Here is a 15,269-nt window from a genome sequence, read left to right on the forward strand (position 1 = left end):
AGCTCTTTTCAATATAAGCCGAAATCTATAAGGAGGAGTCAAATGAACGAGAGATTAAAGATTGGCATTACATGCTATCCAACAGTAGGTGGTTCAGGAGTAATAGCAACCGAGTTAGGAAAAATGTTAGCTGAAAAAGGACATGAAATTCATTTTATTTCCTCTAGCCTTCCTTTTCGATTAAAGAAAATAAACTGTAACATTTATTATCATCAAGTTGAAGTAAGTCAGTATTCTGTATTTCAATATCCGCCTTATGATATTGCATTAGCAAATAAAATGGCTGAGGTCATTAAGAGAGAGGAATTAGATCTCTTACATGTTCATTACGCTATCCCACATGCAGTTTGTGCTATATTGGCCAAACAAATAAGTGGAAGGGATGTAAAAATCATCACCACCCTGCATGGAACCGATATTACTGTCTTAGGTGAGGACCCAACTTTAACAGATGCTATTAAATTCGGAATTGAGAATTCAGATACTGTAACAGCTGTTTCTAATTCATTAATCTCCCAAACTTATGACCTCATCAAACCTGATAAACACATTGAAACTGTATATAATTTCATTGATGAACGGGTTTATCAAAAAACAGATTCAACTTATTTAAAATCACAATATGGAATCCCACCAAAAGAGAAGGTTATCATCCATGTATCAAACTTTAGAGCAGTAAAGCGTGTTACAGATGTAGTAAGGGCTTTTGCCAAAATTACAGAGCGAATACCAGCCAAACTTTTACTTGTTGGCGACGGACCAGAAATTACTAATGTTTGTAATCTTGTTACGGAACTAAACCTACGAGAACAAGTTTTATTTCTTGGTAAACAGGATAATTTAGAAGAGTTATATTCTATGAGTGATTTATTGTTGCTGCTTTCCCAAAAGGAGAGTTTTGGACTCGTTGCTCTAGAAGCCATGGCTTGCGGAGTTCCGTGCATAGGAACCAATGTTGGAGGTATACCCGAGGTTATCTTAGATGGGGAAACAGGGTTTATTTGTGATTTGGGTGATATAAGTGACATTGCCAATAAAGCCATTTATATTTTAACAGACGATACACTACATAAGTGTTTTTCAAATCGATCTGTCAACGTTGTGAAGGAAAGATTTAATGGTGAGCTCATTGTAAAACAGTATGAAGATCTCTACTTTAATTTAATTAGACAAAGTGAACAAGTATGATTGTTGTCTTTGAAAAGGCAGCACCTGCTTCTTCCTGATGTTTGTAATAAGGAGTGCTAAATAGTTGTCCAGTTTAAAAACATACAGTAAATTTGTGAAACCTTATTGGAAACTAGTGATTGTTACTTTAATTATAGGTATGATCAAATTCGCGATACCTTTAACGCTTCCTTTTATTATGAAATATGTGATAGATCATATTTTATTAGGTCCCTTATCTTTAGATGAGAAAATGAACAGGCTTATCTATGTGATCGGTATTTCATTTGTGGTATTCGTTATTATTAGGTTTCCAATTGAATATTATCGCCAGTATTTTGCTCAGCTTATCACTAGCCGAGTTTTATATGATATGCGTAATAAGCTTTACACGCATATTCAAAAGCTTTCGCTTCGTTATTATCAAAATAACAAAGTGGGAGAAGTCATTTCACGTATTATGAATGATGTAGAACAGAGTAAGAGCTTAGTAGAAACTGGTATGATGAATATTTGGCTTGATATCTTTTCTCTTACCATTGCAATAGGCTTTATGCTCTATATGGACCCAGTCCTTACGCTTGTTTCGATTATCATTCTTCCGTTTTATGGGCTAGCTGTTAATAAGCTTTATAAACGATTGAAGAGTTTAACAAAATCACGTTCCCAAGCACTTGCTGAAATGCAGGGGTACTTACATGAACGAGTAAATGGAATTCCTGTTACGAAAAGCTTTACTCTCGAAGAGTTTGAGGAAAAGCAATTTGATAAAAAAAATTCTCGTTTCTTGAATAAAGCAATGGCTGTTACAAAGTGGAATGCGCTCACTAACGCTATTATCAACACTTTAACAGATATTGCACCACTACTAGTCATTGGATTCGGAGGATACATGGTTTTGAAAGGGAATATAACCTTAGGCACACTAGTTGCGTTCTTTGGTTATTTAGATCGTATTTATAATCCTCTTCGTCGCTTAGTGAATTCTTCTACATTATTAACTCAAGCTACGGCATCATTAGATCGTGTGCTGGAATTATTGGAAGAACCATATGACATTAGTGACAAACCTGAAGCTAAATCTGTAAATCAACTAAAAGGTAAGATTGAATTTGACCATGTTTGGTTCCAATACGATTCCAAATCACCTTGGGCACTTAAGAATATCAATTTAACTATTTCACCAGGAAGAACTGTAGCATTGGTGGGAATGAGTGGGGGAGGGAAGTCCTCTCTCGTGAGCCTGATCTCTCGCTTTTACGATATTCAAAAAGGAGCAATCAAGATTGATGGTATAGATATTCGCGACGTAAGGATAAAAGATCTACGCAGTCATATTGGAATGGTCTTACAAGACAACATTTTATTTAGTGGGACTATTCGAGATAATATTCTATTAGGAAATCCTGAGTGTACGGAGGGTGAAGTTATTTCTGCTGCTAAGGCAGCAAATGCTCATGAATTTATTGAAAACTTGCCTAATGGATATGATACTGAAATTGGAGAAAAGGGAATAAAACTTTCAGGTGGCCAAAAACAACGAATTGCTATTGCACGAGTGTTTCTTAAGAATCCTAAAATTTTAATTTTGGATGAAGCGACATCTGCTTTAGACCTTGAATCCGAACATCTAATTCAAGGAGCATTAGAAAAATTAAAGAAAGATCGAACGACTATTATTGTGGCTCATCGTCTTTCAACCATCACTGCCTCAGACCAAATTATTTTCCTCACAGGCGGAGAAATTAGGGAAAAAGGATCACATGAAGAGTTAATGTATAAGAATGGTGGTTACGCTAGGTTATATAACATTCAAAACCTCAATGAAACGAATGTGAAAACGCTCAACCCGTAATGTCAAAACGCTATTATCGATATTAAAAAGTGTCTAACATTTTGTACGTATTGAAAATGTAATTCTGAACGTAAATCCACACTTTTAGGTAAACTAATCAAGATGAATTGACGAGTATCGACTACAATACCCTTGTTATAAAGAGAACTGCCTTCTTAGGCAGTTTTTTTGTTTTGATTTATATATGCTTTTTTATTTGGCCTTCTGCCTATGATAATAGAAAATTTCCATAATAAAAGGAAGAATGGATTCCCATTCTTCCTTCAGCCATCAATTATTATAAGATTGTCTTAGAAACGTCCGCCGCCAAGTTGTTGCTCAGCCATTTGTACCAGACGTTTTGTGATTTCGCCACCTACTGATCCGTTTGCACGTGAAGTTGTATCAGCACCAAGGTTTACACCAAATTCGCTCGCGATTTCGTATTTTAATTGATCGATTGCTTGTTCAGCACCACGTACTAATAATTCGTTGTTGTTGCTGCTTTTGTTGTTTGCCATGTTGTGTCACCTCCTTGTTTTTCTTAAGTTTCCTATTATACAAGGAGTACATACGTGGTAATTAATGGATGGATAAATCCTCATCCATCGACCATACTAAAGGGTAGAAACAAATTACACTGTAAAAAGTGGAATTACATGTTTCAGTTCCTTGTTATAAAATCTATACACTTGCCATGTGTAGAAAAAAGAATGACACCTCGTTTGTCATTCTTTTTTCATGCTCTTATATATAAAATTCATTTCTTTTCTAACGTTAATGGAGGTGAGACCTACTTAACGTTTTTTAAAATCGAGATAACGATAGGAAAAAAAGCTACTTCAGCGAAGGAGCTTCTTTTTTGTGAAAAAATAAAATACATAAAAAAGCTACCTGCATATGGAGCAGGTAGCTAAAGCCATAAAGGGTATTAAATTTAAATGTAAGTCTCAAAATTAGCGAGAAGTACCTGATTGTCCTGAAAACCCACCAGCTAATTGTTGTTGAGCTGTTGCTACAAGACGTTTTGTGATTTCGCCACCTACTGAACCGTTTGCGCGTGCAGTCGCTTCAGCACCAAGGTTTACACCAAATTCGTTAGCGATCTCATATTTCAATTGATCGATTGCTTGTTCAGCTCCGCGTACTAATAATTGATTACGACTTCCACTATTGTTATTTGACATGTGATTTCACCTCCTCTATGTGTATGCTTTTAGCATGTGTTTTAGCCTTATTTGCATACAAGGGAAGTATTGGCTGAATAAAAGACACCTATTTCTTGATAATAAAGAACGTGATGGATTAAGTTCTCAATGCAAACTTGGGAGGATATTTCCTTCACTTCCTTGTTATTTAAAACATAGTTGCCATGTAGGAAGAGGATTGCAATTGCAATCCTTTTTTTATATCTCATCAATTAAGAAATAAAAAGAAGAAGGGTCCTTTCCTATTCAGAAAAGGACCCTAACTTCAAAGATAACATGTGTGTGCCAATTAATTATACCATAATGTTTATTGGGAATTTAATGTATATTATATAATTTATAGAGCAAATTATTCTAGAAGTGAAATTCATTCACTAACTACCTTCTTAAGCAAAAAACCTACTGATGAGGGGGACTGACCCCTGATTTCGAGACAGGGATCAAAACACCTTTTAAACAGCCAGTTGTCGGTATTGTACCGGTGACTGGTTGTTTAGTTTCGTTTGAATACGGATATGGTTATAATAAGTAATGTAGCTTTCGACAGTTTGTTCTACGATGGCAGTCGTAGTACATGTTAACCCGTCGAGGTAAAACGTTTCAGACTTTAGGCTGGAATGAAACGATTCAATGGAGGCATTATCTGCAGGTGTCCCTTTGCGGGACATACTCATGATGATGCCTCTTTCTTTGACTTTTCGTTGATACGCATATGATGTGTAAACCGAACCTTGGTCGCTATGCAACGTACATCCCTCAGGTAAAGGAGGGAGTTGACTTAATGTATCTAAAACAAACTCTACGTTTTGACAATCACTCACTGAATACGCAATGATTTCGCCATTAAATAAATCTTGAATACTTGAAAGATACAACTGTTTAGGTCCAAAAGGCAAGTAGGTAATATCGGTAACCAGCTTTTGAAGAGGCGCTCTGCTCGGAAATTACGGTTTAACACGTTTTCTGCAACCTGATAAGGTTGTCCTGTTTGTTTCCGTTTTTTCCTTTTTACACGACATGGCCAACCGTATTTCTGCATGACACGCTGCACTCCTTTATGGTTGATATGCATGGCTTGATTGAGTAACGCTGTAATTTTTCGATAGCCATATCGAAATTTATGTTTACGGCACTGTTCACCAACTTTTCGTTCTATCCACTTCTTTCTCTTTGTTTCTTCTCCTTGCTCATTTTTCTGCCAACGATAATAAGTGGATCGAGGAATACCCAGGCACTGACAGATTTGAGAGATAGGCAGTTTCTCTTTTAATTCCTCTATTAAGTTCAATACAACTTCTGGTACCACTCCCTTTCCAACTCTTTGTACTTTTTTAAGACTTCAATCTGTTGTTTTAAATATCGATTTTCAGCTTGTAACTTTGATGGAGTATCTTGAGAATGAGGCCTTTTTCGATGGGTGTATGTTTGCCCAACGGGCTGTGCCAGGCGATAGGATTCTCCATTTCTATGCCACCTCATCCATGTTTTGAGTTGTGTATGGTTGCGGATCTGTAAAGTTTCCATCACCTCTTTGACCGGTACTCCTGCCAATCTCATTTCAATTGCTTTTAATTTCACTTCTACTGGATAGCGCACTCTTTTTCCCATAGAAAAAACACCTCCGAGTTATTGTTAGGTACTACATACCCGTTTTTTAACTTAAAGGTGTTTTTTATTTGTCTCACTCTATGGGGTCAGTCCCCGTTATATAAGGTGAGCTTTTTGGTGTTTCTTTGTATAATCTTTCATTTTATGAGCATACTAATCCAGAGGTCAATATATGATTTCAAAACAACATCTAATTACGCACTATTTACGAAAAAAACTACTGATTAGGCACCAGTAGTTTTTTTCTCTTTTTAAGCTGTATATGATATACAAAGTTAGTTAACATAATGTGATTTTTTTACAATTATAGAGTTACCTTAAAAAGCAACCTCACTCGAATGCTATTAGAGAATGAGGTTGCTTTTACTCTTTTCATTTAAAACTAAAACTAATCAGTTGAGTTTATCTTTTCTAATTGGTTTAACAATTGATCAATAAATTGACTGATTATAATGGTATTATTACAAGTAAACCCTTCTTCTAATCCTACTTTGATCATAATTTCTCTTGCTGCCTCTATATCTACAAGTAAAGCCTTTCTTAAATACATCCAATAATAAGTCTTGTGTCGTATCCTATAAAAACCATTAATTAGATGAATAGTTTACTCTATGAATGTAAATATTTATCTATATCTCTTTTAACCATTCGTTTTACTTCTTCAAAAGCTTTTGTTTGCCCCTCGTAAAATATGGAGCTGTTTAAATCCTTTCTTTTTTCTGCATCCTTAGACCATCTTTCCGACCTTTCAATTAACTTATCAAGTGCCTTAACCAACTTTTCATTTTCCACGAATCCCCCACCTTTAACTGGAAATTTTTACACAATCGATTATCCATAATATCTTCTACAGTTTTTATAGAATTCCTGTTTGACATGTTTCTTCTATGTATATCTTAAGATACACCTCCATATAGGGGTATACGAATATATAAAAACAATAATCAATAAATCCATATATAATATATATCTATTTGAATAACTAATAAATTTGTTTATCTATTGTAGATAATAATTAATTTTATACTATACAAAAAAGTAATGATGAAATCATTTTATTAAATATAAGTTTATTTATTACCTATTTTGTAGAAAAACAATATATTTGTCGTTAAGAAGTGTAAATGGTTAAACTAATATAATGCATGAAACAAGTTGATATTTACTCATTAAAATATTATGGTTTATAAACTTATTTTATGATATAGATATAAAATGGTTATCCTTTCATATAAAGAACTTGTACTAAGAGACCAAGTAAAAAAGAAAAAGAATTTACTCCTTTAGAAATAGAAAAAGGCAATCTGTTAATAAAGTATAAATGACAAGAAGAGATAAGTTATGTTAACTGGGTGCGAATATTTTGAGGCACTAAAGGTACCTAAATTATATTCTTTGCTCCCTATAGGTGGTATAATATGGATGATTGTATCAGTGAAAGGGGAGAAAGAGATGAACAAACTTGTATTCAAGCAATTTGAAATCGGAAGAGAGTACTTCCTCAAAATCATAGGAGCTGTTTCGGAGGATCAAACTGATGTGCAGCCAGATGGTTTTAACAACACAATTCATTGGCATACAGGTCACGTTTTGACAGTTACTGAGCAAACTATGTTTGGTTTTCCTCATGCAACAATCCATCTTCCAGCAAACTATATGGAATTGTTCGGAAATGGTACGAAACCAGCCGATTGGACGGGGGATGTACCTACTATGGATGAGCTTATGATACAGCTAAAAGATCAATTAGCTCGTATTCAGCAAATTCCTGCTGAACAGTTAAACAATACCTTGGAAAAGCCATTTCTAGGATGTAAAACCTTTGGAGAGCTGGCGGGTGTTACACTGATGCATGAAGCAACCCATATGGGACAGATTCAGGCAATGAAGCGAATAATTGAACATGTGGGTGTGAAAAATTGAATTTGATAAGATGATATAACAAAGTTATCGGCAAGTATAGCCATTTTCTCCTTTTCTTTATGTTAAAAAGAGAAGGTGGGGTTCACGTTATTACCTTGTATTAGATTAGGTAGGCTTTATAAGATCTCTTCTTCAACTACTGGCTAATTCCAGTAGTTTTTTCTCTTTTTAAGATGAATATCATATACAAGGTTAACATAATAATATTATAAGAAGCCAAACCCTTGAGGTAGGAGGATTTGGCTTCTATTTTTATCAAAAAATGATTAATATGTTGGTTTACTTAACAAAAAAATAAAATTGAATTAATTTTGCTAATTAAATAAAATGTGTACCAATCAGGATCACGTTAGTAGGATATCATTTAATAAAGCGAGTTCTACGTTGAAAAGATCATTGACTTTTCTAAGTTCACAATAACCGGAATGATAAATATGAATAATCTTAAATTTTTCCCCTCGATATAAAACTTCTTTATTAATCGACATACCTTCCCCCTAGGTTCATGATTATACTTTATTTAAAAACATACCAATCATTTTGCTTTTGAATGAAATTATTTTCCCTGGTTCCTTTCTTTTAAAACCTGAGTTGAAATAAAAATATTCTTTTCTATTTTACATTTCCTTTAAACCATCTTCATCATCTATATATCCTAATTCTAACAAAAAACATTTCAATATTGAATAAATTATCAATGAATAATCTATAAATTTCCAATTCTTTTAGTGTAGCTTATAGGTATTTCTTAACTAAAGATGCACAAACTATATATGGTTTGTGCTTTTTTATCTGATAAGTTATATATTTAAAACTACTACCTAATATGAACATTTTAAGAAACTAGTAACTAAAAAATAAGATTACATCATCTTCCTCTTTCTTCAGTCAATATACGATAGACTTCGACATTTAAATTCTGATAATATAATTATTGGATTAAGCATTCAAACAAGGTTGAGTTTTTTCGAAAGATTGGACATAAAACTCCGAATCTAAAGTCAATTGACTACGATAGCTGAGTTTCCTTGAATAGTGGAGGGGATTTATGGTACCTCAAGTAAAGATCTATATAAAACGCCAACTACTGTTAATAAGGATAAAAGATACAAGGGAACTAATGATAATGACAGCTTTTAAAGAGGGATTTACAAGTCCTAATACCGTGAAATTGAGCCAAAGTCTAGATAAGATGTTAAATAAATTAGAATCGACTTGTTAACAGTTGCTTAGTTTCTTAGTAATGATTAACATTTAAGATTTTGAACCACCTACTTAAGATGCTGCGAGGTATCACTCCTTGCATAAGATATGTATAAAAGAAAAAAACTACTGATTGCACACAACAGTAGTTTTTTCTTTTTATCTTGTATCATATATATATTTTCAGTTTACATAAGGGATTTTATAGGTATAAATAAACCCTTCACAATTTCAAAAAAGTAATAAATATTGCTTTGAAATGTATACTAAATGCAGGAAAGGGATAGGAAAGTATAAAATGAAAATAGTATTTATATCCGTGTTATTAAAAAATCTTATTCTTAATGATCATTGTTTAATTAAAAGGAGGAATTCTATATGGGCGATAATCAATCAAATGATTTAGAACAGATATTAGAGAATAATATAGATGAAGCTGAACTAAATGAAACTGAGAAAGAGTTTGTAACAAAGTCTACTAAGCCTTCTTATCCTTATCCGTACAAGTATTATACTGGAGACGTTCCTATGGTTTCTAAAGCTGTGCCAAGAAACGATAAAGAATAAAAAAAGGTACTTCTCTATTCAGAAAAGTACCCTTTCTCCAAAGTTACATGTGGTCAAGTTAGTCATACCATATCTGTGCCTTATAAAAATTTAAAACACCTTTTAACCTTGCACTCCCTTAAAAGTATATCATCTTATATCATTATAAATGAGCAAGGGATAAATTCAGATATTAAACAGTTTTAATTTCTCTGTGAAAACTCCTAATTATCCAATGAACCCACAAGCCAAATTGTAAAATCCTTTTTCATTTCTTTAAGGGAGGCTTATTTTTTCCCTTTGGCAATAAAACCTGCCTGAGTATATAGAAATTCTTTTACTTCTTTAGGCGAGAGGCCTAGTTTATATGCTTCCTGCATTAATTCAATCCACTCTTTGTCTATGCTTTTATCCCGATTTGTAACACCATTCAATCTTATTTCCTCCTTTCTTTCATTGGTTAGCTTATTCAGCGAAGTGGTAAACTTTAGACCCACAACTTTATGCCTTATTTTTCAAATGGTTCTTATTTTCCTTAGTAGATTAGCTATTATTAATAAACTAATAATATCAAATAAATATTCCACAGATATGTAATATTCTGTCGAAAGACTTAATAATAAAAAGTTATAATGTATGAATACCGTATATGAGTTTCTTTAAGCTATTTTTAATCTGAACATAGAAAAAAGAAAAAAGCAGTTGAATTAACCAACTACTTTTTTCCTTTTTCTGCATGCTGAGCAAGAAATTTTTTAAAGTCTTCTTGAGAAACATTCAATTCCACCGCCTCTTTTGCTAAATCCAACCATTCTGGAGGAAGAGACTCTTTTTCCTTTTTATCCAATATATTCTTCCCTCCTTTTATTAATTTAGTATGATAATTATAAATTTCTTACTTAATTGAAACATTTTATAGACATAAAAAAAAGCATATTTTGTTTAAAAGCGAGTTTTTAAAGTTACATATTACATACATCTTTATTGCACGTAGAAAATATGATTGAATACTATAAATAAAGCATAATAATTAGAAATATTTTCTAAAGAGAAAATTTACACGTGTGTAACAAAACGAATCGACTCTACTTTTATATAAATAAGTTACTGATAAAATTTGCAAACTGTATAAGAAGTCTCGATACAGTCACCCACGACTATGATTAGACAAATAGAAATAAACATCTCTTTTGATTGGGCAGAGATGGATTTGTTCTGATTTTAAACTGTATATAAAATAAGGCCTAGGCTCCTATAATGGGTTTTAACTCATAATAAAAAGGCTCTAAGTAAGGATCCTTTTTGTAGTAATCCATCCTACCCTTATGAATTTATATAAGTATTAATAAACCCGTGGATTAAGTAGACTTAACTCTTCTATAAAGAAAGTTTTAATTAACCAGTGTGACCAAAATTCAAATAGAGATTGAGCAATTTTTAGTTCATATTCCTTCGATTTCCTTATTTCATTATCTTGTTCATTCAGAGGATAAAAATAAGATAGGGGGATATCATTACATTCAAATAAAATTATAAGATGATTATCACCTTTTTCGAATCTCAGGATCCTAACTGCGATAGTAGTTGATTCAATATACATTTTCACTAGTGAACGGTAAGCACTCTCAAATTCTTTTAACAGATCTCCACTATCAATTAAAATACGGATCTTTACTTCTCCCTGTAAACTCATTGAAATTCCCCTTGCGCTTTCTTGTAAATATGAATATTTACTAATTTGATTTTAGATTGTACAAAAAAGGTTAAAGCTTACTTTTTAGATCCTATCATGTACAATACCATTTGACTTATCTGTAGTCTTTTGATTTAAACGCCTGCTTTTTAAAAATTCTTTTACCTCTTGACAAGACAAACCTAGTTTATATGCTTCTCTCATCAAATCAATCCACTCTTCGTTTACTTTTTTACATGTTTTTATTTTATTCATACTCACTAGCCCCTTTATTCTATGACTATAAAGTGGAAGTCTATCCTTCCAACGTTATAAAATTATTCTCTAAAAGTTCATATTTATTCTTGAAGTTTTTTCTAAATCTACTTGAATAAGCCCTGAACAGCAAACAAAATTGGTTGGTTAATAAATTAAAGATGCAGAAAATGTAAAGAATAGTTCTTCAACAATTCATGTTTACCGAAATGTGAGGAATTATCTTTCTTCACATAGTTCGTACTATGACTTTTTATATCTTCCGATAAATTAAATACCCTGAGTAAATTTATCCATATATAATTCTATAGTATCCCTCTTAAAAATCTCTTACATAATACTTACAATTTACTAATAAAAGTTGATAGCAATGTCAAGGGATAGTAATCATATATTTATTTTCAAATTTTATTGTTGCTTAAAAATAAGGACGGTAGATTAAATCAAGAATACTCTGGATTTATAAAGGAGTATCCTCTATATAAATCCAATATAGGAGACTTATTGATTTTACTCCTTCTGTTACACTCTAAAACCTCACGTGCTTATCCCTATTCAATTCTCATATGAAGGCTTTTCTTTCACTTTAATAGAATTTGTAATAATTTACTTTTTTACCAGTTCAATTGTGATATAGTATATCTAGTTTATTTCAGTTTTTTATAAACTGTTGCTTAATAAAGAAAAATGAGGTTATTAGCTGTGATGAAGAAAAAACTAAGATTTATTATTATTATTTTTATTTTTTTAGTAATTATAACGTCCTTTCGTCTTGTGTGGTTCCAAAACTCATTCTATTCTGACCAACCATTAGTAAGGGATGGCGTAATCGATTTCTCTGCTTCTAAATTTTCAGACCATAATATTTATTTACTAAATGGGAATTGGACGTTTTACCCTGGTAGTCTTTTAACACCAGTAGACCTAAAAAAAATGAAATTTAATAAACAGGAACAATTGCTTGTACCCACTATTAGAAAGGGGAATAAGAGAGGGGTGGAATATGGGACATATGAGTTAACAATTTACGTGCCTGACAAAAGTATTCAATACGCATTAAAAATTCGTCAGATTCAATCTCCATTCAAACTTTATTCCAACGGTAAATTAGTTAAACAAGAAAGTTTACTGGGAAGAGACATAAATAGTTCAATTGGCATTCCTTCCATTGCGAGCGTTAGTCCTAATGAAAAAGGGGTTATTCACCTTCTGATCACCTATAAAATGACAAGTGAATCATATAAAAGTGGTATTCAAAAAGCAATACAATTTGGAACGGAGCAAGCAATTAGAAGTAATCATTATTTTATACTAACACTACAATTAGTTGTCGCACTTTTCATTGCATTTCACGGTCTTTATGCAACAATTTTATTTTTATTAAAGCCGAAAATGAAGGCTGCTCTCTTCTTTTCAATTGCCTGCTTCTTTTCAACACTATCTGTTCTAATCAGCGACGATCGCTTTCTAGCAACTTGGATAACTCTTAATTATCAATTAACAGTAAAATTAGCCTATTTCTCCTATACGGGATTATCAGTCTTCTTTCTCCTTTTTTTTAGGGAACTGTTTCCTTCAAAGAAATTAAACCGGCTTATTAATTTTTATATAATCCTATGTGCAGTATATAGTTTATTTGTTTTAATATCCTCGGCTCCTATAATAAGGGAATGGTCTTTACTATTATTTGTTGTTCTCATTACCTCATTTACTATTATTCCAATATTGATTATTCGGGTAATTGTAATAGGTGAAAAGGGGTCACTGTTCCTTTTACTTGCAGCAATTAGTTTAGGGTCAAGTATTTTATGGTCTACGTTAAGAGCACATGTAGACCTAATGCCATATGAAAGGGCGATCGTTTTTGATCCAGATTTTTATCCATTCGATTTAATTATGGCATGTCTACTTTTTTCAACGTATTGCGTCATTCGCTTTTTTCGAACGAGTGATGAAAATGTCTTACTTGTTGACCAACTTCAAAAGGAACATGTCACAAAAGATCAATTTTTAGCAAATACTTCTCATGAATTACGAAACCCACTTCATGTAATGGTTAATATTGCTCAAAGTATCCTTATGAAGGAAGAAGAAAACCTAACCATGGAGAGTAAAAAATATCTAAATTTGCTAACAACTGTAGGAAGAAGAATGTCTTATTTATTAAATGATTTAATTGATATTACAAAAATAAAACAACAGGAAATATCTTTAAATAAAGAGCCGATTAATCTTCGTAACATTATTGAAAGAGTTGTGGAGATGCAAACGATTATGGCAAACGAAAAACCTCTTAGTATTAAAGTTGAAATACCTGATAAATTTCACCCTGTTTTTGCTGATGAAAACAGGCTAATACAAATTTTATTTAATTTACTTCATAACGCAGTTAAGTTTACAGACGAAGGTGAAATTAAAATTAGCGTTAGAAAACGTGGCAATTACGCGGTCGTCTCAATAAAGGACAATGGAATTGGGATTGATAGAGAGGATCAATCAAGAATTTTTCTTCCCTATGAACAAGGAGAGATATCTCATTATAATGAGAGTGGAGGAATAGGACTTGGTTTAAGCATCTGTAAACAACTTGTTGAGATGCATGGTGGCGATTTATCAGTTCAATCCACTACTGGAGAAGGAGCAACCTTTTCCTTTACTTTACCATTGTCTATGCAACGGGCAAAGGGAGCTATGAAATCTTCTCCTATTATTAATGAAATAATAAAAGTCAATGTTGCTATTGAAAACCAAGATAAACAAAAAATTGATAAGCCCAAAATCATTATTGTTGACGATGATCCGGTCAATATAACAGTTTTAAAAAGCATTTTGTTTGAATACGAGCTAACAACGGTCACCAGTGGACAAGCTGTCTTATCATTGCTTGATAAGCAATGGGATTTAATTATTTCTGATGTAATGATGCCAAATATGTCTGGCTACGAATTAACAAAAAAAATTCGCCAATATTATTCGGTCTCAGAGCTTCCAATTTTATTACTCACTGCTCGCAATCAGCCACAAGATATTTACACAGGCTTCCTTTCAGGTGCTAATGACTATGTGGTTAAGCCAGTAGATGCGACAGAATTAAGGGCCAGGGTACAAGTGCTGATTAGTTTAAAGCAATCAATTAATGAACAGGTACGATTAGAAGCCGCCTGGCTCCAAGCACAAATTAAACCTCACTTCCTCTTTAATACATTAAATACTATCTCAATGCTCATAGAAATTGACCCTGAGCAAACGAGGGAGTTACTTGAAGCTTTCTGTAATTATTTACAAATGAGCTATAGCTTTAATAATATTAATCAAACAATTCCAATTAATGATGAGCTAGACCTTGTTAAATCCTACGTGTTTATTATGAACGAACGTTTTAAAGGACGTTTTAAGGTAGTCTATAAAGTTGAGGATGTTTTAGAAGAAACCTTTATCCCTCCGTTAACCATCCAGCCCTTAGTTGAAAATGCAATTAATCATGGTTTTTTAAACGGATCGAGAGAAGGGGAAATAGTAATTAGTATCTCTTATTTTGGGGATGAGGTAATAGTTAAAGTAAGAGATAACGGTATTGGAATGAAAAAAGAGGTTTTAGACTCTCTTTTCATACATTCTCAAGAAAATAGGAAGGGAGTAGGAATTGTAAACATAAATAAACGCTTAAATCAAATGTATGGCAATGGACTTAGAGTAGAAAGTTTACCCAATGGGGGAACAACGTTCTCATTTCAAATTACTACCTAAATTCGTTCATTCATAAATTATTTTCTATAACATTTCTTTTTGGTAACCTAACTTTACTGTCTATCAAGATTTCTTTATCTAATCA

General features: G+C 32.6%; 14 protein-coding genes and 1 pseudogene. 6 read left to right on the forward strand and 9 right to left on the reverse strand.

Annotated features, from left to right (window positions below):
* The first annotated feature begins 42 nt into the window (after positions 1–42).
* Positions 43–1,188 carry an N-acetyl-alpha-D-glucosaminyl L-malate synthase BshA gene (bshA, locus tag ACLHDF_RS27360; RefSeq protein ID WP_413921617.1) on the forward strand — a complete coding sequence of 382 codons (1,146 nt, stop codon included), beginning with the start codon at positions 43–45 and terminating at the stop codon, positions 1,186–1,188.
* Positions 1,189–1,252: 64 nt separating this feature from the next.
* Positions 1,253–3,022, forward strand: a complete 1,770-nt coding sequence (locus ACLHDF_RS27365; RefSeq protein WP_413921618.1) for an ABC transporter ATP-binding protein — start codon at positions 1,253–1,255, stop codon at positions 3,020–3,022.
* 290 nt (positions 3,023–3,312) lie between these two features.
* Here the strand turns inward: ACLHDF_RS27365 and ACLHDF_RS27370 are convergent, their stop codons facing one another.
* The 5 genes and pseudogenes from ACLHDF_RS27370 to ACLHDF_RS27390 all read right to left on the reverse strand — a co-directional run bounded on the left by ACLHDF_RS27370 (position 3,313) and on the right by ACLHDF_RS27390 (position 6,609).
* Complete coding sequence (locus tag ACLHDF_RS27370; RefSeq protein WP_061860438.1) at positions 3,313–3,522, reverse strand: alpha/beta-type small acid-soluble spore protein; 210 nt, start codon at positions 3,520–3,522, stop codon at positions 3,313–3,315.
* A gap of 435 nt (positions 3,523–3,957) precedes the next feature.
* Complete coding sequence (locus ACLHDF_RS27375; protein ID WP_413921619.1) at positions 3,958–4,188, reverse strand: small, acid-soluble spore protein, alpha/beta type; 231 nt, start codon at positions 4,186–4,188, stop codon at positions 3,958–3,960.
* Positions 4,189–4,661: 473 nt separating this feature from the next.
* A pseudogene (locus ACLHDF_RS27380) lies at positions 4,662–5,817 on the reverse strand (IS3 family transposase).
* Positions 5,818–6,205: 388 nt separating this feature from the next.
* Positions 6,206–6,367 (reverse strand): Spo0E family sporulation regulatory protein-aspartic acid phosphatase, encoded by a 162-nt coding sequence (locus tag ACLHDF_RS27385; protein ID WP_413921620.1) that lies wholly within the window; start codon positions 6,365–6,367, stop codon positions 6,206–6,208.
* Between the two features lie 59 nt (positions 6,368–6,426).
* Positions 6,427–6,609, reverse strand: a complete 183-nt coding sequence (locus ACLHDF_RS27390) for a hypothetical protein (RefSeq protein ID WP_413921621.1) — start codon at positions 6,607–6,609, stop codon at positions 6,427–6,429.
* Positions 6,610–7,269: 660 nt separating this feature from the next.
* On the opposite strand from ACLHDF_RS27390, the gene ACLHDF_RS27395 reads away from it, so the two are divergent.
* The 3 genes from ACLHDF_RS27395 (at position 7,270) to ACLHDF_RS27405 (ending at position 9,510) form a co-directional block, all read left to right on the forward strand.
* On the forward strand, positions 7,270–7,740 hold the full coding sequence (locus ACLHDF_RS27395) for a DinB family protein (RefSeq protein WP_413921666.1): 471 nt from the start codon (positions 7,270–7,272) through the stop codon (positions 7,738–7,740).
* A 1,048-nt stretch (positions 7,741–8,788) separates the two neighbouring features.
* Positions 8,789–8,962 (forward strand): aspartyl-phosphate phosphatase Spo0E family protein, encoded by a 174-nt coding sequence (locus ACLHDF_RS27400; RefSeq protein ID WP_413921622.1) that lies wholly within the window; start codon positions 8,789–8,791, stop codon positions 8,960–8,962.
* A 359-nt stretch (positions 8,963–9,321) separates the two neighbouring features.
* Positions 9,322–9,510, forward strand: coding sequence for a hypothetical protein (locus ACLHDF_RS27405; protein WP_413921623.1), 189 nt, complete (start codon positions 9,322–9,324; stop codon positions 9,508–9,510).
* A gap of 266 nt (positions 9,511–9,776) precedes the next feature.
* On the opposite strand, the gene ACLHDF_RS27410 is transcribed toward ACLHDF_RS27405, so the two are convergent.
* From ACLHDF_RS27410 to ACLHDF_RS27425, 4 genes are all read right to left on the reverse strand, one after another.
* Positions 9,777–9,923 carry an anti-repressor SinI family protein gene (locus ACLHDF_RS27410; RefSeq protein WP_413921624.1) on the reverse strand — a complete coding sequence of 49 codons (147 nt, stop codon included), beginning with the start codon at positions 9,921–9,923 and terminating at the stop codon, positions 9,777–9,779.
* 281 nt (positions 9,924–10,204) lie between these two features.
* Positions 10,205–10,336, reverse strand: coding sequence for a hypothetical protein (locus ACLHDF_RS27415; RefSeq protein WP_413921625.1), 132 nt, complete (start codon positions 10,334–10,336; stop codon positions 10,205–10,207).
* Between the two features lie 495 nt (positions 10,337–10,831).
* Positions 10,832–11,182, reverse strand: a complete 351-nt coding sequence (locus ACLHDF_RS27420) for a hypothetical protein (protein WP_413921626.1) — start codon at positions 11,180–11,182, stop codon at positions 10,832–10,834.
* Between the two features lie 84 nt (positions 11,183–11,266).
* Positions 11,267–11,437 (reverse strand): anti-repressor SinI family protein, encoded by a 171-nt coding sequence (locus ACLHDF_RS27425; RefSeq protein ID WP_413921627.1) that lies wholly within the window; start codon positions 11,435–11,437, stop codon positions 11,267–11,269.
* A gap of 705 nt (positions 11,438–12,142) precedes the next feature.
* Between ACLHDF_RS27425 and ACLHDF_RS27430 the strand changes: the two genes are divergently transcribed.
* Positions 12,143–15,184, forward strand: a complete 3,042-nt coding sequence (locus ACLHDF_RS27430) for an ATP-binding protein (protein WP_413921667.1) — start codon at positions 12,143–12,145, stop codon at positions 15,182–15,184.
* Positions 15,185–15,269 lie beyond the last annotated feature (85 nt).

It is taken from the genome of Priestia megaterium (genome assembly GCF_046599315.1).
Lineage (GTDB): Bacteria > Bacillota > Bacilli > Bacillales > Bacillaceae_H > Priestia > Priestia megaterium_F.